Origin of the sequence: Kitasatospora sp. NPDC052868 (assembly GCF_044547105.1) — a bacterium.
Classification (GTDB): Bacteria; Actinomycetota; Actinomycetes; order Streptomycetales; family Streptomycetaceae; genus Kitasatospora.
Genome location: NZ_JBITZW010000001.1, coordinates 113440 through 131332, shown reverse-complemented (window position 1 = coordinate 131332; position 17893 = coordinate 113440). Strand labels below are relative to the sequence as shown.

Here is a 17893-nt window from a genome sequence, read left to right as displayed (position 1 = left end):
GGTTCATGTTGTCAAATGTTCAGGTAGACTGTGAGGCATGGACACCCAGCCGACCGGGGCCGCCACGCCGCAATCCGACGAGATCACCCGCGAGGTCGTCGACCTCATGGCCAATCTGGTCGGGCTCTTCCACCGCGAGTACGAGGAGGCCGCAGCCGCCCGCTCGCTCACCGGCGCGCAGGCCAAGGTGCTCGCCCTGCTGCGGCGCGGGCCGATGCCGATGCGCCACATCGCGCAGACGCTGAGCTGCGAGCCGTCCAACATCACCGGGATAGTCGACCGCCTGGAGTCGCGCGGCTTCGTGACCCGCGAGGCCGACCGGCAGGACCGCCGGGTGAAGCTGGTCGCCGCCACCGACACCGGCGCGGCCGCCTCCGAGGAGCTGCGCGAGTCGCTCAACTTCGCCCGTGAGCCGCTGGCCGCCCTCGACGCCGAGGAGCGCACCGCCCTGCGGGACCTGCTGCGGCGGATGCTGTCCGGCGCCTCCGGCCCGGGGGCCTGACCAGGCGCCCGATTCGGGCACCCCGAGGCGCCGGCGTGAGCAGCATCACAGCCGGAATGCCTGATCCGGGCCATATTCGTCGGCCATCGGATGTAACCGAACACTTCCCCGAAACGTCTAACGTTCGAGTAACTCGGCACCGGCCTGTCCAGGTCGGCGCCGCACGCACCGACACGAGAAGACGGGGGCCCGGGGACGATGAGCAGCAGCTCGCGCAGGCGGCGCATCGTACGAACCGCCGTAGGGCTCGCCGCCGTCCTGGTGCTGTCCGTCACGGGCGCCGGGGCCTGGTTCTACCACCGGCTCGACAGCAACATCACCACCTTCGACCCGGGCGGCGTGGCCACCACCCGCCCGCCGGCGCCCGTCCCGGTCACGCCCGGCGCCTCCGTCCCGGTCAACGTCCTGCTGCTCGGCTCGGACACCCGGGACGACGGCAACGCCGACCTCGGCGGCGGTGACGAGGGCGTGGGCCACTCGGACACCGCGATCGTGCTGCACATCTACGCCGACCACAAGCACGCCGTCGGCGTCTCCATACCCCGGGACACCCTGGTGACCATCCCGTCCTGCAAGCTGCCGAGCGGCCGGTGGACGGAGCCGCGGTCGAACCAGATGTTCAACTCGGCGTTCACCATAGGCGAGCTGCCCAAGGGCAACCCGGCCTGCACGCAGAACACCGTCGAGGCGCTGACCGGGCTGCGGATCGACCACACCATCGTGGTCGACTTCAAGGGCGTCGCGGCGATGACCGAGGCCATCAACGGCGTGGACATCTGCGTCCCCAACGACGTCAACTCGCACAACATCCGGCTCAAGAAGGGGCTGCAGAAGATCTCCGGCCAGCCGGCCGTGGACTACCTGCGGGCCCGGTACGGCTTCGGCGACAACTCCGACATCGGGCGGATGAAGCGCCAGCAGGCCTTCCTCTCCTCGATGATCAAGAAGATCCAGGGCCTCGGCTTCTCGCTGCCCACCCTGCTCCCGCTGGCCGACGCCGCCACCCGCTCGCTCACCGTCGACGAGAACCTCGGCACCGCGCTGAAGCTGGTGGACTTCGCCCAGTCGCTGCAGAGCATCAAGCTCTCCGACATCACCTTCGTCACCACGCCCTGGCGCTACTCCGGCGAGCGGGTCGCCCTGGTCCACCCCGACGTGGACACGCTGTGGCGGCTGCTGCGGGAGGACCGCACCCTGGACGGGCAGAGCACCGGCCAGGCCGACGGCGCCCCCGCCCCCTCCGAGACGCCGACCGCCGCCGCGCCCTCCCCCACCGCGCTGACGCCCGAGCAGGCCGCCGCGCCCGTCGTGGTGGTGAACGGGGTCGGCACCTCCGGCCTGGCCGGCAAGGCCGCGGAGACGATCCGGGCGAAGGGCTTCCAGAACGTCGTCCTGGGCCCGGTCGACGGCGGGCGGCTGCGGACCGAGATCGCCTACGGCCCCGCACTGAAGGCCGTCGCCGACCAGCTGGCGCCGCTCTTCCCGCAGGCGCGGCTGGTCGAGGAGCCGGGCTCGGAGGACGTCACCATCACCCTCGGCCGGGACTACCACCCGTCCGCCTCCACCGGCATCGACTCCCTCGCCGCCGCCCCGGGAGCGGCCGCCCCCGGCGTCCCCGCCCCCGGCGTCCCCACTCCCGGCGTCCCCACTCCCGGCGGCGCCCCCGGCGCGAGCGCCACCCCGACCCCGACCGGCGTCCCCACCGGCATCGCCGAGAACTCCCGCAACGCCGACACCGACCCCTGCGCCAACCTCACCTTCGGCTAGGCCCTGGGCGCTACGGCCGCCCCGGCCCCTCGTCCGGCGGGTCCGGCAGGCCGGTGACGACCGCGGTCAGCCTGGTCCCCGGCGGGAAGGCCCCGGCGGCGGCCAGGCCGTGCACGGCGGCGAGCAGCTTCGCGACGTAGCGCCGCTCCAGCGCGACGCCGTGCCGCTGCTCGAAGCCCTCCGCGAAGGCGGCCAGCCCGGCCGGGACGCGGCCGTAGCCGCCGCCGTGGTGGTCGTGGTCGATCCGCCAGTTGTCGAACTCGCGCCCGTACGCGGCCCGGTGCAGCCGCGTCACCTCGCCCTCCAGATAGCCCTCGCCGCCGCGCAGCACGGCCACGCCGAGCGCCCGTGCCCCCGGCGGCAGGCCGGCCGCGATGCCCGCGAGCGTGCCGCCGGTGCCGACCGGGCAGCAGACCACGTCCCGCTCGCCGAGGCCGGGCAGCTCCGCCGGGATCTGCGCCGCACCGATCGCCGCGAGCGCGTTGGAGCCGCCCTCCGGCAGCACCATGCACGGGCCCCAGCGGCGCTGCAGCTCCGCCTCGGCCGCGCTCCCGGGCGCCCCGCGGCCGGCCGCCTCCCGGTACGCCGAGCGCGACAGGAACGCCAGCTCCATCCCCGCCGCCTCGGCCGCCCGCAGCGACCAGTTGCGCGGGGCCCCGGCCAGCTCCTCGCCGCGGACCAGCCCGACACTCTCCAGCCCGAGCGCCCGGGCCGCCACGGCCACCGCCCGCAGATGCGTGGAGTACGCCCCGCCGAAGGTCAGCAGCCGGGTGTGCCCCTGCTCGACGGCCGCCGACAGGTTGGGGGCGAGCTTGCGCCACTTGTTCCCCGGCACGCCCGGGTGCAGCAGGTCGTCCCGCTTGAGCCGCAGCTCCACCCCGGTACGCGCCAGGGCCTCGTCGGTGCAGTCGGTCAGCGGGGTCGGCAACAGGGCGGGTTCGAGCATCGGGTCAGGATACGGAACGCGGCCCGGTTCGCTCCCCCGGGAGGCGGCGCCCGCCCCGCCTCTGCGCCGTGTCCACGGATGTCCACTCGTGGGTGATTCTCGGCGTGGCGGCCGGGCTCCAGCGGGCCCGGTGCTCTACAGTTCGATCAGACCGGGGTGCATTTTCCCTGGCCAGAAGCCCTTTTTATCTGACGAACCGTCTGGTTCGGAGGTGGGGCGGGTGGGACTCGAACCCACGACCAAGGGATTATGAGTCCCCTGCTCTAACCGGCTGAGCTACCGCCCCGGTTCGCCGTGCCCGCCGGTCACCCGGTTGCGGCAGCAGCAGACGGCCCCGAAAGGCCGTCCCGGGCAGCATAGCCGGTCGGTCAGCCGTGGTGCGCGCCGGGGGCGCACACGGGTGCGCCCGCCATCACGCCTCCCCGGACGGCGCAGGCCCGCTGGCGGGCGGCCAGGGGCGCCGGGAGCCTGGGCGGATGACGGTACGTGAGCTGGCCCCGGTCGGCGCCGCCCTGCTGGTCCTGGCGGCCGCGGGCTGCACCACCGCCGCGGGCCCCGGCGGCAGCACCCCGACGGTGAGCTCGCACCCGCCGTCGCCACCCGCCGCCGACAGCCACGGCTGGAGCCGGGACCGGCTGCGCGGCGCCGCCGCCCGGCACACCGGCGTCACCCGCACCGCCAAGCCCAGCGTCCTCAACGGACTGGTCGGCGCCGTCTTCACCCGCAACGCGGACGGCGACCACTTCTGCACCGCCAGCGTGGTCGACAGCGCCGGACTCAACCTGATCGTCACCGCCGCGCACTGCGTCTGGGACCCGAAGCTCGGTCAGCGCGGCGACCTGGTGTTCGTGCCCGGCTACCGGGACGGCGACGCCCCGAGCGGCGTCTGGCCGCTGCTGGCCGTCACCGTCGACCAGGCCTGGAAGGACGGCGCCGACCCGGACGTGGACGTCGCCTTCGCGGTCGTCCAGGCGCAGAACGGGCAGCAGGTGCAGCAGGTGCTCGGCGCGAACCGGCTGGGCGTCAACCGCGGCTTCCGGCTGCCGGTGAAGATCACCGGCTACCCCGGCACCAGCGACGTGCCGATCACCTGCAGCAACACCACCACCGAGCAGAGCCCGACCCAGCTGCGGATCGACTGCCCGGACTACACCGGCGGCACCAGCGGCAGCCCCTGGGTGACCGACTTCGACCCGGCCTCCAGGACCGGCACCGTGGTCGGCGTGATCGGCGGCTACCAGGAGGGCGGGGACAGCCCCGACACCTCGTACAGCAGCTACTTCGGGGACCGCGTCCAGGCCCTCTACGACCGGGCCACGGGCTGACCGGGCCGGGGGTGGCGCCACCGGGCGCGGCCTGATAGATCTTCCTCACGAACGGCGGTACGCACGACCCGCAGTGCCCGCCCCGAGGACGAGACGGAGACCCGATGGCCTCCCGCCCGGTACGGCCCCTGCGCGCGGGCCAGGCGGTCGCGCTGGCGGCCCTGCTGCTCGCCGCCGGCATCGCCTGCGGCGGCGGGGCGGAGCCGGCCGCGACCGCCGAGGTGGCGGCGCAGAGCCCGTCGGGCGACCGGGTCGGCACCCTCTCGATCCGCACCGCGCAGGGTCCGCGGGCGTGCACGGCGAGCGTGGTGCACAGCCCGCGGCGCAATCTGCTGGTGACGGCCGCGCACTGCGTGCAGAGCCGCCGGATCGGCCTGCTGGACGGCCTGGTGTTCACCCCCGGCTACCGCAACGGCTACTCGCCCTACGGGAGTTGGCCGGTCCAGTCGATCACCGTCGACCCGCGCTGGGTGGAGGACGACGACCCCGAGTACGACGTGGCCTTCGTCACCCTGCGGCCGGCCGGCGGCCGGGAGGTCGAGGACGCGGTCGGCGGCAACACCCTCGGCACCGGCGAGGGCTTCGGGCTCGCGGTCTCGGTGACGGGCTACCCCAACGAGCGCGACGAGCCGATCACCTGCGCGGCCCGGACCAGCTCGCAGAGCCCCACCCAGGAGCGGTTCGACTGCGGCGGCTACACCGACGGCACCAGCGGGAGCCCGTGGATCACCCAGGGCGGCACGGTGGTCGGCGTGATCGGCGGCTATCAGGAGGGCGGCGAGACCCCGGACACCTCGTACAGCGTCGCCTTCGACGACAAGGTCGCCGAGCTGTACCGCCGGGCCACCGCCCAGGTCCTGCCCGGCCCCTAGGTTTCCGCCCGGCCCCTGGATCCGGGCGGCCGGGCCGGAAGTGGCGCAGGCCACACAACACGAAGGCCCCCCGGTCGACCGGGGGGCCTTCGCTCTGAGCAGTCACCGGGCGTACCCGGTGAAGCTCCCGCATTTGGACTCGAACCAAAAACCTGCCGGTTAACAGCCGGCTGCTCTGCCAATTGAGCTATGCGGGATCGCGGTACACAACTGCCGTACCACGAACAGGAGAACGGACCCGAAGGACCGCCACCTGAGCTCCCCCAATTGGACTCGAACCAATAACCTGCCGATTAACAGTCGGCTGCTCTGCCAATTGAGCTATGGGGGATCGGCTTCCGCTTCGGCCCCCGGTTCCCCGGGCTCCTCGGCGCTCGCTGCGGGACATACATTAGCGCACTCGGGGGGGTGGTCCGCCAATCGCTTTCCCCCCGGCCGCCCCGGCGGCCCCGACCGGCGCGCCCCGCGCGCGCCCGGCGGAGCACCCGGGGATGCTGGGGGGCACGGACGGTTCGCCGCCCCGAACTACGGGTAGGGCAATGCGGCAGAGGCCGCCAGGAGAGGGTGGAATCCGATCATGTGGAAGCTGTCGTTGATCGTCGGACTCGCGGCGGGCTACGTGCTGGGCTCGCGCGCCGGGCGCCAGCGCTATGAGCAGATCGCCAAGGTCACCCGGCAGGTCGCCCAGAACCCCAAGGTCCAGGGCGCGGCCGGCAAGGCGAAGCAGCAGGCCGGAGCGGTCGCCGGGAAGGCCGCCGGGGCCGTCGCGGACAAGGTCGGCGACAAGCTGCCGCCCGCCGTCACCGAGCGGGTGCCGTACTTCAACCGGCCCCGGGTCGAGGACGACGGCTGGGGTACCTTCCGCCCGTGACGGCCCGGTGACGGGCGGCTGTCCGCGGGGGATCCGGCCGCGATACCGAACGGGCAAAACCTGCCCGGTCCGGACGCGTCCGACCGTGCGCTGAGGCATGATCTCGACATGGCCATCGTCGCGGGGATAGACAGCTCGACCAGCCACACCCGGATCGTCGCGTGCGACACCGAAACCGGCGCGGTGCTGCGGTCCGGCAAGGCACCGCACCCCGCTCCGGAGGGCCCGGACGCCCGGGCCGGCGAGGCCGACCCGCAGATCTGGCTGCACTCGCTCGGCAACGCGGCCGCCGGCGGCCTGCTGGAGGGCGTCCGGGCGATCGGCGTCAGCGCGCAGCAGCACGGCATGCTCGGCCTGGACGCGGGCGGCGTACTGGTCCGCCCCGCGATCCTGTGGAACGACCCGCGCTCCAGCGGCGCCGCGGCCGCCCTGCTGGACGCCCTGGGCGGCCCGGCGGCCTGGACCCAGGCGATCGGCGCCGTACCGGGCCCCACCTACACGATCGCGAAGCTGCGCTGGCTCGCCGAGTTCGAGCCGGCCAACGCCCGCCGGGTGGCCGAGGTGCTGCTGCCGCACGACTGGCTGGTCTGGCAGCTGCTCGGCCACCCCAAGCGGCGCACCACCGACCGGGGCGACGCCTCCGGGACGGGCTACTGGTCGCCGATCACCGGCGAGTACCGCCAGGACCTGGTGGAGCTCGCGCTCGGCCACGAGCTGCGGCTGCCCGAGGTGCTCGCCCCCGCCGAGCCCGCCGGGCACACCCCCGAAGGCCTGCTGATCTCGGCCGGCACCGGCGACAACATGGCGGCCGCGCTCGGCCTCGGCCTCGGGCCGGGGGACGCGGTGGTCTCGCTGGGCAGCTCCGGGACGATCTTCGCCGTGCACGAGCAGGCCGTGGTGGACGCCACCGGGCTGGTCTCCTCCTTCGCCGACGCCACCGGCCGGCACCTGCCGATGGTCGCCACCCTGAACGCCGCCCAGGTGCTCCGCTCCACCGCCGCCCTGCTCGGCCGCGACCTGGAGGGCCTGAGCGACCTCGCCCTGCAGTCCTCCCCCGGCGCGTACGGACTGGTGCTGCTGCCCTACCTGGACGGCGAGCGGACGCCCGCGCTGCCGCACGCGGCCGGCACCCTCACCGGGATGCGGGCCGAGTCGATGACCCCCCAGCACCTGGCCCGGGCCGCCGTCGAGGGCATGCTCTGCAACATCGCGGACGCGCTGGACGTGCTGCGCGTCCAGGGCGTCGAGGTGAAGCGGGTCTTCCTGCTGGGCGCCGCCGGTCGGCTCCCGGCCGTCCGGCAGATCGCGCCGCTGCTGTTCGGCGTCCCCGTCGTGGTGCCGCCGCCCGGTGCGCACGCGGCCCGCGGCGCGGCCCGGCAGGCCGCCTGGGCGCTGGCCGGCACCCCCGAGCCACCGCGCTGGCCGCTGCCGGAGGCCGTCACCGTGGCACCCGACCCGGAGCAGGACCTGCCGCTCGGCTCGGCGGTGCGCCAGCAGTACCGCTCCGCCCGCGAGCAGATCCACCCGGAGAGCGCCTAGCTCCACCCTGGCGCGCGGTGGAGATGCGCCCTCCGGTGGCCGGTGGCAGCGTGGGAGGCGACGCGGTCACCGGTAGCGAAGGGCGGCAGGACTTCATGGCGCTGCACAAGGGAGCCGGCGACGACCGCCGGCTGACCATCAGTCCGTTCGTCGGCACGGCCGACCCGCTGGGCCCGATGGAGCTGTCACCGCCGCTTCACCGGCTCGCGGACAAGCCCGTCGCGGCCGACACGGCGTACCAGCTGATCCACGACGAGCTGATGCTGGACGGCAACGCCAAGCTCAACCTGGCCACCTTCGTCACCACCTCGATGGAGGCCCAGGCCTCCCGGCTGATGACCGAGTGCCTCGACAAGAACATGATCGACAAGGACGAGTACCCGCAGACCGCCGAACTGGAGCGGCGCTGCGTGGCGATCCTCGCCGACCTCTGGCACGCCGCCGACCCGGAGAACACGGTCGGCTGCTCCACCACCGGCTCCAGCGAGGCCTGCATGCTGGCCGGCCTCGCCCTCAAGCGCCGCTGGATGCGCCGCAACCCCGAGCGCTACGCGGCCGGCGCCAGGCCCAACCTGGTGATGGGCGTCAACGTGCAGGTCTGCTGGGAGAAGTTCTGCACCTTCTGGGAGGTCGAGGCCCGCACCGCGCCGATGGAGGGCGAGCGGTACCACCTCGGTGCCGAGCAGGCGGTGGCGCTCTGCGACGAGAACACCATCGGCGTGGTCGGCATCCTCGGCTCGACCTTCGACGGCTCGTACGAGCCCGTGGCGGAGATCTGCGCCGCCCTGGACGAGCTCCAGGCGCGTACCGGGCTGGACGTCCCGGTGCACGTGGACGGTGCCTCAGGTGCCATGGTGGCGCCCTTCCTCGACCCCGAGCTGGTCTGGGACTTCCGGCTGCCCAGGGTCGCCTCGATCAACACCTCCGGCCACAAGTTCGGGCTGGTCTACCCGGGCGTCGGCTGGGCGCTCTGGCGCGACCGCGAGGCGCTGCCCGAGGAACTGGTGTTCCGGGTCAACTACCTCGGCGGCGAGATGCCGACCTTCGCGCTGAACTTCTCCCGGCCCGGCGCCGAGGTGATCGCGCAGTACTACACCTTCGTCCGGCTCGGCCGGGAGGGCTTCCGGGCCGTGCAGGGGGCCTCGCGCGAGGTGGCGCAGTACCTGGCCGCGCGGGTCGAGGCGCTCGGCTGCTTCCGGATGCTGACCCGGGGTGACGAACTGCCGGTCTTCGCCTTCACCACCACCGACGACGTGCCGTTCGACGTGTTCGACGTCTCGCGCCGGCTGCGCGAGCGCGGCTGGCAGGTGCCCGCGTACACCTTCCCCGAGAACCGTCAGGACCTCTCGGTGCTGCGCGTGGTGTGCCGCAACGGCTTCTCGCGGGACCTGGCCGACCTGCTGCTCGGCGACCTCGAACGGCTGCTGCCGGAACTTCGGAGCCAGCCCGGTCCGCTGAAGGAGCTCGGGGTGCCGGCCCGGACGGCCTTCCACCACTGACACGACCCACTACCGACACGACCCGGCGCGGAGCGCGGACGCCCGCGGGCAGGTGGTGGTCCCGGCGGGGAGGGCGCCCTGAGGGCACCCTCCCCGCCGCGCGTCCCTTGATTCGAGGCAGCCTCCCCCCGCGAGGCTGCCTCGATCCGTGGGGGATTCGGGACGTCTGATCGCCGGGTCTGCGAACAGTGCCCGGACGAAGGATCGGGCGCTGAAACGCTCCGACCAGAGAACTTTGCAGCACGGGCACATGCATGTTCGAGCGGTAGACGGGGTTGTGAGACACTTCCGTCCGTCTCAGAGCCATGACCTGGGGTTTGAGACGGTAGGCCGGTGAGGTTGGAGACGCCGAAACGCCCCCACGGCCCCGGGCCGGTGCGCACCTCGGCCCTCCCCGCCCCCCGTCCGCCGTTTCTCATGTTGGGAAGGCCCCATGGCATCCACCTGGAAGCAACTGCCGGACGAGCTGTCCGGCCCCGCCAGACGCCTGACGGAGGACCTCCGCGCCATCAAGGACGCGGCCGGCCTCTCGCTGTCCGAGCTGGCCACCAGGACCCACTACAGCCGGGCCTCCTGGGAGCGCTGGCTGAACGGCAAACGGGTCGTCACCGAGCAGGCGCTGGAGGCGCTGATCGGGGCGGTGGAGTGCGACGGGGCCAGGCTGCGGGCGCTCTGGGCGGAGGCGTCGGCCCCGGAGGCCGCCGAGGACGCCCCGGCCGTGGAGGGTCTCGCGTCGGATGCCCCGGCGGCGGACGCGGCCGGGGAGGCACCGGTCGAGGAGGCCGCGGTCGAGGCCGCCGTCGAGGAGACGCCGGAGACGCCGGAGGCCTCGGAGTCCGGGGAGTCCGGGGAGTCCGGGGATGACTCGGCACCCGGCCCGATCGCGGGACCGGTGTGGTGGCGTCGGCCGCTGGTACTGGTGACCTGCGCGGCCGTGGCGCTCGCGCTGCTGGTGCTGGCCGGCGTACGGCTCTCCGGCGCCGACGGGGACCAGGCCGTCGCCGCCCAGTCCGTCCCGCCCACGACGGCCGCCCCGAGCCCGGCCGGCAAGACCGCGGGCCCGGCCCAGGCGGTGCCCGCCTGTCAGGGCCTCGGCTGCTCGCACAAGGACCCGAAGACCACCGGCTGCGGCGCCGACGCCCGCACCCTGCAGACCAGCAACGTCGGCAAGGTGGTCGTCTACCTGCGCTACAGCCAGAAGTGCCAGGCCGCCTGGGCGGCCATCACCGAGGGCGCGCCCGGCGACGCCTCCACCATCACCAGCTCCTCCGGCGAGCTGGAGACGGCCCTGATCCACTGGGGCTATGACAACTACTCGGCGATGGTGAACGCGGCGGACCCGGCCACCACCTTCCAGGTCTGCGGGCAGCGGGCCGAGGCGAACGGCGGCGGCGGCGCCTGCACGATGACCGTCAGCGACCTGGCCACCCTGGTGGCCTCCACCCCGATCCCGATCGGCCCGGCCTCCCCGCCGCCGGCTGCGGCCGCACCGTCGCCGTCTCCGTCGGCCTCCTGAGCCGGGGCCTAGTCGAGGTACCCGCGCAGCTGGGCGGCGAAGGCGTGGTCGCGGAGCTTGACCAGGGTCTTGGACTCGATCTGGCGGATCCGCTCGCGGGTCACCCCGAACAGGCCGCCGATCTCCTCCAGGGTGCGCGGGCGCCCGTCGTCCAGGCCGTAGCGGAGCTGGACGACCTGGCGCTCGCGCTCGCCGAGGGTGGCCAGCACCGCCTCCAGGTGCTGACGCAGCAGCAGGAAGGTCGCCGACTCGGCCGGTGACGCGGCGTCGGCGTCCTCGATCAGGTCGCCGAGCGCGACGTCGTCCTCCTCCCCCACCGGGGTGTGCAGCGAGATCGGCTCCTGCGCCAGCCGCAGCAGCTCCCGCACCCGCTCCTCGGTCAGCTCCAGGGCGGCGGCGATGTCGGCCGCGCCGGGTTCGGTCCCGCGCTCCTGGAGCAGTGAGCGCTGCACCCGGATCACCCGGTTGATCAGCTCGACGACGTGCACCGGCACCCGGATCGTCCGGGCCTGGTCGGCCAGCGCGCGGCTCATCGCCTGCCGGATCCACCAGGTGGCATAGGTGGAGAACTTGTAGCCGCGCGCGTAGTCGAACTTCTCCACCGCCCGGATCAGGCCGAGGTTGCCCTCCTGGACGAGGTCCAGCAGGGTCAGCCCGCGGCCGACGTAGCGTTTGGCGACCGAGACCACCAGCCGCAGGTTGGCCTCGATCAGCCGCCGTTTGGCGATCCGGCCGATCACCACCAGGGTGTCCAGCTCGGCGGCCAGCGGGTCGGGTGGGGCCGACGCGCGGTTCAGCTGCTCCTCGGCGAAGAGGCCGGCCTCGATCTGGCGGGCCAGCTCCACCTCCTCGGCGGCGTTGAGCAGGCGGATCCGGCCGATCTCGCGCAGGTACTGGCGGAGCAGGTCGGCCGCCGGGCCGGTCACCCCGGCGGGTCCGGCCGCCTCGCGGTCCGAGCGGTCCGAGCGGTCCGAGCCGTCGGAGCGGTCCGGGGTGCGCGGGGTATCCGGGCCCTCGTCGACACCGCCTGCGCCGTCTGCGCCGTCTGCGCCGTCTGCGCCGTCGGCGTCCTCGGCGTCCTGGGCGCTGTCGTCCAGGGCCTGGGGGTGGCCCTGCACGGGCACCCGGGCGCCGTCCGGTGGCGGGGCCTGGGCCCGGCCGTGGTCGTCGTCGCGATCCTCGGGGGCGCCGGCGGGGGCGTCATCGGGGGCGAGCGGGTCGGTGGTGGGGCGGGGGGTGGCGGCAAGGCCTCGGTCCACGGGCATCCCTCGGGGCGGGCGCGACTCTGGCGGACCCGCGCTGTACGGAGGTGGGACGCCCTCCAGTGTGCGGCACACCACGCTCCGTGGCCGAGACTCGTGCGCGGACTTTCTGCCGCCCACCGCCTGCCGGGCACAAGGCCCGGCGGCCTGGCCGGACCGCGGCCTACAGTCCGGCGGCTCCCCGGCTGCGCAGGCCCTGCCCGTACTGCTGGAGCTGCCACAGCTCGGACTGCACCGCGTGCTGCTCCTCGGCCGAGGCCCGGGTGCCGAGCCGCTGCAGGTGGGCGCGGACCTCGTCGACCCGCCGGTCCACCGCCAGCAGGCGCAGCTTGACCAGGAACTCCCCCGCGTAGACCGCGTCCACCTTGCGGCGCGAGCGCACCGGCTCCACGGTCAGCTCGGTGACCAGCGAGCGCACCTGGTCGTCCGGACAGACCTCGCGCACCGTGCTGGTGAAGTCGGCCAGGGTGGCCCCGTACGCGGCGCCGCCGGCCTGGCCGATGGCGCGGCGCACGGCCGTGTACGGCGGGGTCGGGAACTCGTCCTCGCCGTAGTGGTCGAAGGCCGGGGCGACCAGCTCCGGGTGCTGCAGGGCCAGCTTGAGCAGCTCGCGCTCGACGAACTGGGCCGGGTCGCGCGGGTTGAGCCGGAACACCGGGCGGGTCTGCTGGACGGGCTGGGCCGGCTCGGGGCGGCGCGGCTGGGCGGCGCGCGGGTTCTGCTGGCGCTCGCGGTCCCAGCGGGCCAGCTGGGTGATCCGCCGGACGACGAACTGCTCGTCGCCCGGGGTCACGCCCAGCAGTCCGGCCAGTCGGACCGCGTAGCCGTGGCGGACGGACTGGTCCTTGATCTTGGCGACGATCGGCGCCGCGGCCTCCATGGCGGCCGCCTGCCCCTCGGGCGTCTCCACCCGGTGCTGCGCGACCGCCGTCCGGAGCGCGAACTCGAAGAGCGGGACGGAGTTCTCGACCAGCGCGCGCACCGCCTCGTCGCCCTGGGCCAGCCGCAGGTCGCACGGGTCCATGCCGCCGGGGCTGACCGCGATGGAGGTCTTGGCGGCGAACTTCTGGTCGTCCTCGAAGGCCCGGAGCGCGGCCTTCTGGCCGGCCGCGTCGCCGTCGAAGGTGAAGACCGTCTCGCCGCGGTACTGGGAGGTGTCCATCAGCAGCCGGCGGATGATCTTGATGTGGTCCTCGGCGAACGCGGTGCCGCAGGTGGCCACCGCCGAGGTGACGCCCGCCAGGTGGCAGGCCATCACGTCGGTGTAGCCCTCGACCACCACGGCCCGGCCCGACTTGGCGATGTCCTTCTTCGCCAGGTCGATGCCGTAGAGCACGTGGGACTTCTTGTAGATCGGCGTCTCGGGGGTGTTGAGGTACTTCGGACCGTTGTCGTCCTCGCGCAGGCGGCGGGCGCCGAAGCCGACCACCTCGCCCGCGATGTCCCGGATCGGCCAGACCAGCCGGCCCCGGAAGCGGTCGATCAGGCCGCCGCGCTGGCCCTGCGAGGCGAGGCCGCCGAGCAGGATCTCCTTGTCGCTGAAGCCCTTGCCGCGCAGGTAGCGCACCAGGTGCTCCCAGCCGACCGGCGCGTAGCCGACGCCGAAGGTCTGCGCCGCCTGCTCGTCGAAGCCGCGCTCGGCGAGGAAGCGGCGGCCGATCTCCGCCTCCGGCGAGCCCAGCTGCTCCTGGTAGTAGGCGGCCGCCACCTTGTGCGCCTCGACCAGGCGGGTGCGCTCGCCCTGCTGGTGGCGGGGGCTGTAGCCGCCCTCCTCGTAGCGCAGGGTGATGTTGGCCTGGGCGGCCATCCGCTCGACGGCCTCGGCGAAGGTGAAGTGCTCGATCTTCATCAGGAAGGCGATGGTGTCGCCGTTCTCCTGGCAGCCGAAGCAGTGGAAGACGCCCTTGGCGGGGTTCACGTAGAAGGAGGCGGACTTCTCGTCGTGGAAGGGGCAGACGCCCTTGTACTCGCCACCGCCACCGTTGGTGAGCTGTACGTAGTCGCCGACCACCACGTCGATGGGCAGTGCGCTGCGCACCGCCTGTACGTCTTCGTCCCTGATCCGCCCGGCCACCCAGGAAGTCTACGGTGCCGGGAATCGTTTCCCGCCGGGCTTTCCCGCCGGGCTTTCCGGTGGGCCTTCCCGCCGGGCCCTCCCGCCGGGCCCGGCGGGGGCCGTCACGTCCAGGCCGCGCCGACCAGCCTGGCGTGCAGGGCCAGGGCGGAGGCGTCGGTGAGGGTGGCGATCTGGTCGATCACCGCCCGCAGGGCCGCGCAGTCGTCCTCGGCCTCCTCGTAGAGCGTGGCGAAGACCGGGTCCAGCCCCTCGGGAGCGCGCTGGGTGAGCACGTAGGCCAGCTCGGCGATCACGATCCGCTGGCGGGCCCGCAGCTGGGCCTGCTCGTCGCGCTGCATCACGTACCGGACGGCGACCGCCTTGAGCACCGCGCACTCCAGCCGGACGTCGCGCGGCACCACCAGCTCGGCCCCGTACCGGGTCAGCCGGCCCGGGCCGTAGCGGGCCCGGGTGGCCTGCTCGGCGCCGAGGCAGAAGCGGCCGATCAGCTGGCTGGTGAGGTCCTTCAGCCCGGCCCGGGCGCGGGCCGAGCCGTCGTACGAGCGGGGCCACCACTCCTGGGCGAGCAGCCGGTCCAGGGCGGCGTCCAGCTCCTCGGGCTCGGCGTCCGGGGCATAGCGCTCGGCGACCTTGAACAGCTCGGCGCGCTCGCCCGGGGCGCGCAGTGCGGCCGGGTCGATGTGGCCGGCCTGGAGGCCGTCCTCGACGTCGTGGGTGGAGTAGGCGACGTCGTCGGACCAGTCCATGACGGTGGCCTCGAAGCACTTGCGCCCGGTCGGGGAGCCGGCCCGCAGCCAGCGGAAGACCGGCAGGTCGTCGGCGTAGACGCCGTACTTGGGCGAGGCCGGGTCGGTGGGGTGGGAGCCCCGGCTCCACGGGTACTTGGTGGCGGCGTCCAGCGCGGCGCGCGAGAGGTTGAGGCCGACGCTGCGGCCGGGCCAGGGCGCGAGGCGGGCCGGCTGCTCGTCCTGCGGGGCGAAGCGCTTGGGCTCCAGGCGGGTGAGGATGCGCAGCGACTGGGCGTTGCCCTCGAAGCCGCCGCAGGACTCGGCGGCCTGGTCGAGCGCCTCCTCGCCGGTGTGGCCGAACGGCGGGTGGCCGATGTCGTGGGCCAGGCAGGCGGTCTCGACGAGGTCCGGGTCGCAGCCCAGCGCCGCACCCAACTCCCGGCCGACCTGGGCGCATTCGAGCGAGTGGGTCAGCCGCGTACGGGGGAAGTCGCTGCGCATCGGGGCGACCACCTGCGTGGTGCCGGCGAGTCGGCGCAGAGCGGCGGAGTGGAGCACGCGGGCGCGGTCGCGCTGGAACGCCGTCCGGCCGGGGCGCTTGTCCGGTTCGGGCACCCAGCGGGCCTCGGCGGCGTGGTCGTACGGGGTCGGGGCGGCGGTGGGGCGGTGCGCGGTGTCGTCCATATGCCAATCACGGTACGCCGAGGCTCCGACACCCGAGGTGAGCCGCGCGCGAAGGGGCGCGGGCCGGGGCGTGAACCCTTGGCCGTACGCCGGCGGGGGTTTGAGGACCGGCCTAGGCCATGTCTGGCAATGCCTAACCCCGGACGGCCTTCAGGACGGCGGCGGCCAGGCCCTGCTGGCCCTGGGCGTTGGGGTGGATGGCCGCCAGGCCGGGGGCCGGGAACGGCGGCTCGACCCAGCGGGCGGCCTCGCCCGCGCACATGTCGTGGCCGACCGAGGGCGCGGCGGCGTCCACGAAGACCGCGCCGGCCGTCTCCGCCCGGCGTTGCAGCATCGCGTTCAGCTGCTGCTCCTTCTCGACCAGGAAGCCCAGGTCTGCGGCGGCCACGGCGGCGCCGAGCACCGGCGCGCAGCCGCCCGGGTCGGCGGGGAGCAGCCCCGGGTAGCCGACCACGTAGACCCGGGCCTGCGGGGAGCGGCGCTTGATCTCCTGCAGCACCTGGCCCAGCCGCTCACCGGCCGCGTCCACCTTGCGCTGCACCTGGTCCACGCCGGTTCCCGCGGAGTAGTGGTCCCGGCAGGGCGCCGCCGCCCGGCCGGAGCCGACCAGGCCCTTCACCGCGTCCACCAGGTTCTCCTTGGCGCACTGGCCGACGACCTCCATGAACCCGGCGTCGTTGCCGCCGATCCCCACGGTCACCAGGCGGGTGGCCGGGGAGAGCGCGTCCAGCTGCGGCGGGTTGGCCACCCCGCCGTCGGTCTGCTGGGCGCCCGTCAGGTCGCCGGTGCGGGCACCGCTGCAGCTGACGTCGCGGAACTGCTCCTGCGCCAGGCCGAGCGCCTTGGCCACCAGGGACGGGTAGTTGACGGCGGAGCGGGAGCAGCCCTTCGGCTCCCCCACCTGCGGACCGAGCTTCAGGCCCGCCGTGTACGAGTCCCCCAGCGCGACGTACGGCCCGGTCGGGGGCGGAGTCGGGGTCGGGGTCGGCGTGGGCGTCGGGCCGGTCGAGGTACGGCCCGGCAGGGCGCCGCCGAAGCCCTTGGCCTGGCCGCCGTCCGAGCCGCTCTGGCCGGTGCAGCCGGCCAGCAGCAGGGCGGCCAGCCCGGCCGTCATGACGGCGGTCGAGCGCCTGGGCATCAGCACGAAGTCCCCCCGGGGGTAGGAGTCAAAAGTGTTCTCCGGACGGCGGCCCGTCCCCCGGGCACCTCCCGCCCAACGAACGACGGCGCCCGATGACTCCCGACCCCCGGGAAATTTCCCGGGCCTTGACCCCGCCCCGGCCAGGACCTGACCAGGCGCCGGCCCGCTCCGGGCCGGCGCCTGCTGTGGTCCGCTCCTCCGGCCCGCTACTCCGGCCCGCGCTCGTGCTCGGCCAGGAACTCCTCGAAGCGCCGGCCCAGCTCGTCCGCGGACGGCAGGTCGACCGGCTCGGCCAGCAGGCTCTCCCGGCCCTCGGCGCCCGCGACCGCGTCGTACTGGCCCTCCATCCCCCGGATCGCCGAGCGCAGCTCGCCGTCCCCCTGGGCCAGCTGCTCCTCGATGTCGGCGTACACCTCGCCGACCCGCTCGCGCAGCCGCATGCCCGGCAGCACCAGGCCGGTCGCCGACTGCACCGCCTCCAGGATCAGCACCGCCGCGGCCGGGTACTCCGAGCGCGCCACGTAGTGCGGCACGTGCACGGCGAAACCGAGCACGTCGTGCCCGGCCTCGGCGAGCCGGTACTCCAGCAGGGCCTGGGCGCTGCCCGGCACCTGGGCCTGCTCGAACCACTGCGGGTACCCGGCGGCGAGGTCCAGCCTCGTCCCGTGCGGGGTCAGGCCGACCGGGCGGGTGTGCGGCACGCCCATCGGGATGCCGTGGAAGTCGATCGTCAGCCGCACCTCGAAGCGCTCGACCAGCTCGCGGACGGCGGCGATGAAGCGCTCCCACTCGACGTCCGGCTCGGGCCCGCTGAGCAGCAGGAACGGCGATCCGGCCGCGTCGTGGACGAGCTGCAGCAGGATCTCCGGCGGCTCGTAGGTGGACCAGCGCTCGCGGTCGAAGACCATCGCGGGCCGGCGGGCCCGGTAGTCGACCAGCCGGTCGTGGTCGAAGCGGGCCACCACCTGCGGCTCGCCCTCCTCCAGGAGGTGGGCCACCACCTGGCCGCCGGCCTCGCCGGCGTCCATGAAGCCCTCGAAGTGGTGGAGCAGGACCAGGCCGGCGCCGGTGTCGCCCAATGCGGCGTTCGCCGCGGCCACGGCGTCCACACCCTGCTGATCCAGCTCGTACAGCGCCTGGGGATCACGCACCGCGCACCCAACC

The 17893-nt window shown here is 74.1% G+C and carries 14 protein-coding genes and 3 tRNA genes; 8 read left to right on the top strand and 9 right to left on the bottom strand.

Going from position 1 to position 17893, the window contains the following annotated elements; all coding sequences use genetic code 11:
• Nucleotides 1–37 precede the first annotated feature (37 nt).
• Nucleotides 38–502: a MarR family winged helix-turn-helix transcriptional regulator gene (locus ACIGZJ_RS00595; protein ID WP_387939898.1), complete on the top strand. Its 465-nt coding sequence runs from the start codon at nucleotides 38–40 to the stop codon at nucleotides 500–502.
• A gap of 198 nt (nucleotides 503–700) precedes the next feature.
• The gene (locus ACIGZJ_RS00590) at nucleotides 701–2269 is read left to right on the top strand and encodes an LCP family protein (protein ID WP_396455246.1); all 1569 of its coding nucleotides are present in this window, start codon (nucleotides 701–703) and stop codon (nucleotides 2267–2269) included.
• Nucleotides 2270–2279: 10 nt separating this feature from the next.
• Here the strand turns inward: ACIGZJ_RS00590 and ACIGZJ_RS00585 are convergent, their stop codons facing one another.
• Both ACIGZJ_RS00585 and ACIGZJ_RS00580 read right to left on the bottom strand, forming a co-directional pair.
• Nucleotides 2280–3215 carry a 1-aminocyclopropane-1-carboxylate deaminase/D-cysteine desulfhydrase gene (locus tag ACIGZJ_RS00585; RefSeq protein WP_396455245.1) on the bottom strand — a complete coding sequence of 312 codons (936 nt, stop codon included), beginning with the start codon at nucleotides 3213–3215 and terminating at the stop codon, nucleotides 2280–2282.
• A gap of 212 nt (nucleotides 3216–3427) precedes the next feature.
• A tRNA-Ile gene (locus ACIGZJ_RS00580) sits at nucleotides 3428–3501 on the bottom strand.
• A 190-nt stretch (nucleotides 3502–3691) separates the two neighbouring features.
• Between ACIGZJ_RS00580 and ACIGZJ_RS00575 the strand changes: the two genes are divergently transcribed.
• Both ACIGZJ_RS00575 and ACIGZJ_RS00570 read left to right on the top strand, forming a co-directional pair.
• Nucleotides 3692–4540 carry a trypsin-like serine peptidase gene (locus ACIGZJ_RS00575; RefSeq protein WP_396455244.1) on the top strand — a complete coding sequence of 283 codons (849 nt, stop codon included), beginning with the start codon at nucleotides 3692–3694 and terminating at the stop codon, nucleotides 4538–4540.
• A 104-nt stretch (nucleotides 4541–4644) separates the two neighbouring features.
• On the top strand, nucleotides 4645–5412 hold the full coding sequence (locus tag ACIGZJ_RS00570) for a trypsin-like serine peptidase (protein ID WP_396455243.1): 768 nt from the start codon (nucleotides 4645–4647) through the stop codon (nucleotides 5410–5412).
• A gap of 124 nt (nucleotides 5413–5536) precedes the next feature.
• Here the strand turns inward: ACIGZJ_RS00570 and ACIGZJ_RS00565 are convergent.
• Together ACIGZJ_RS00565 and ACIGZJ_RS00560 are read right to left on the bottom strand one after the other, a co-directional pair.
• Nucleotides 5537–5609 (bottom strand) — tRNA-Asn (locus ACIGZJ_RS00565).
• Nucleotides 5610–5670: 61 nt separating this feature from the next.
• Nucleotides 5671–5743: transfer RNA gene (locus ACIGZJ_RS00560), tRNA-Asn, on the bottom strand.
• A 243-nt stretch (nucleotides 5744–5986) separates the two neighbouring features.
• On the opposite strand from ACIGZJ_RS00560, the gene ACIGZJ_RS00555 reads away from it, so the two are divergent.
• The 4 genes from ACIGZJ_RS00555 (at nucleotide 5987) to ACIGZJ_RS00540 (ending at nucleotide 10837) form a co-directional block, all read left to right on the top strand.
• Nucleotides 5987–6283: a hypothetical protein gene (locus tag ACIGZJ_RS00555; protein ID WP_392928286.1), complete on the top strand. Its 297-nt coding sequence runs from the start codon at nucleotides 5987–5989 to the stop codon at nucleotides 6281–6283.
• Between the two features lie 108 nt (nucleotides 6284–6391).
• On the top strand, nucleotides 6392–7822 hold the full coding sequence (locus ACIGZJ_RS00550) for an FGGY family carbohydrate kinase (RefSeq protein WP_396455242.1): 1431 nt from the start codon (nucleotides 6392–6394) through the stop codon (nucleotides 7820–7822).
• A gap of 95 nt (nucleotides 7823–7917) precedes the next feature.
• Entirely contained in the window at nucleotides 7918–9321 is a 1404-nt protein-coding gene (locus ACIGZJ_RS00545; RefSeq protein WP_396455734.1) for a glutamate decarboxylase, read from the top strand.
• A 433-nt stretch (nucleotides 9322–9754) separates the two neighbouring features.
• Nucleotides 9755–10837 carry a DUF2690 domain-containing protein gene (locus tag ACIGZJ_RS00540; RefSeq protein ID WP_396455241.1) on the top strand — a complete coding sequence of 361 codons (1083 nt, stop codon included), beginning with the start codon at nucleotides 9755–9757 and terminating at the stop codon, nucleotides 10835–10837.
• Nucleotides 10838–10845: 8 nt separating this feature from the next.
• Here the strand turns inward: ACIGZJ_RS00540 and ACIGZJ_RS00535 are convergent, their stop codons facing one another.
• The 5 genes from ACIGZJ_RS00535 to ACIGZJ_RS00515 all read right to left on the bottom strand — a co-directional run bounded on the left by ACIGZJ_RS00535 (nucleotide 10846) and on the right by ACIGZJ_RS00515 (nucleotide 17880).
• Nucleotides 10846–12102: a sigma-70 family RNA polymerase sigma factor gene (locus ACIGZJ_RS00535; RefSeq protein WP_396455240.1), complete on the bottom strand. Its 1257-nt coding sequence runs from the start codon at nucleotides 12100–12102 to the stop codon at nucleotides 10846–10848.
• 160 nt (nucleotides 12103–12262) lie between these two features.
• The gene (gene dnaG, locus ACIGZJ_RS00530; protein WP_396455239.1) at nucleotides 12263–14173 is read right to left on the bottom strand and encodes a DNA primase; all 1911 of its coding nucleotides are present in this window, start codon (nucleotides 14171–14173) and stop codon (nucleotides 12263–12265) included.
• A gap of 104 nt (nucleotides 14174–14277) precedes the next feature.
• The gene (locus ACIGZJ_RS00525) at nucleotides 14278–15588 is read right to left on the bottom strand and encodes a deoxyguanosinetriphosphate triphosphohydrolase (RefSeq protein WP_396455238.1); all 1311 of its coding nucleotides are present in this window, start codon (nucleotides 15586–15588) and stop codon (nucleotides 14278–14280) included.
• Between the two features lie 133 nt (nucleotides 15589–15721).
• A complete protein-coding gene (locus tag ACIGZJ_RS00520; RefSeq protein ID WP_396455237.1) occupies nucleotides 15722–16726 on the bottom strand; it encodes an SGNH/GDSL hydrolase family protein in 1005 nt (334 codons plus the stop codon).
• 209 nt (nucleotides 16727–16935) lie between these two features.
• Nucleotides 16936–17880 carry a PAC2 family protein gene (locus ACIGZJ_RS00515; protein WP_396455236.1) on the bottom strand — a complete coding sequence of 315 codons (945 nt, stop codon included), beginning with the start codon at nucleotides 17878–17880 and terminating at the stop codon, nucleotides 16936–16938.
• Between the last annotated feature and the right edge of the window lie 13 nt (nucleotides 17881–17893).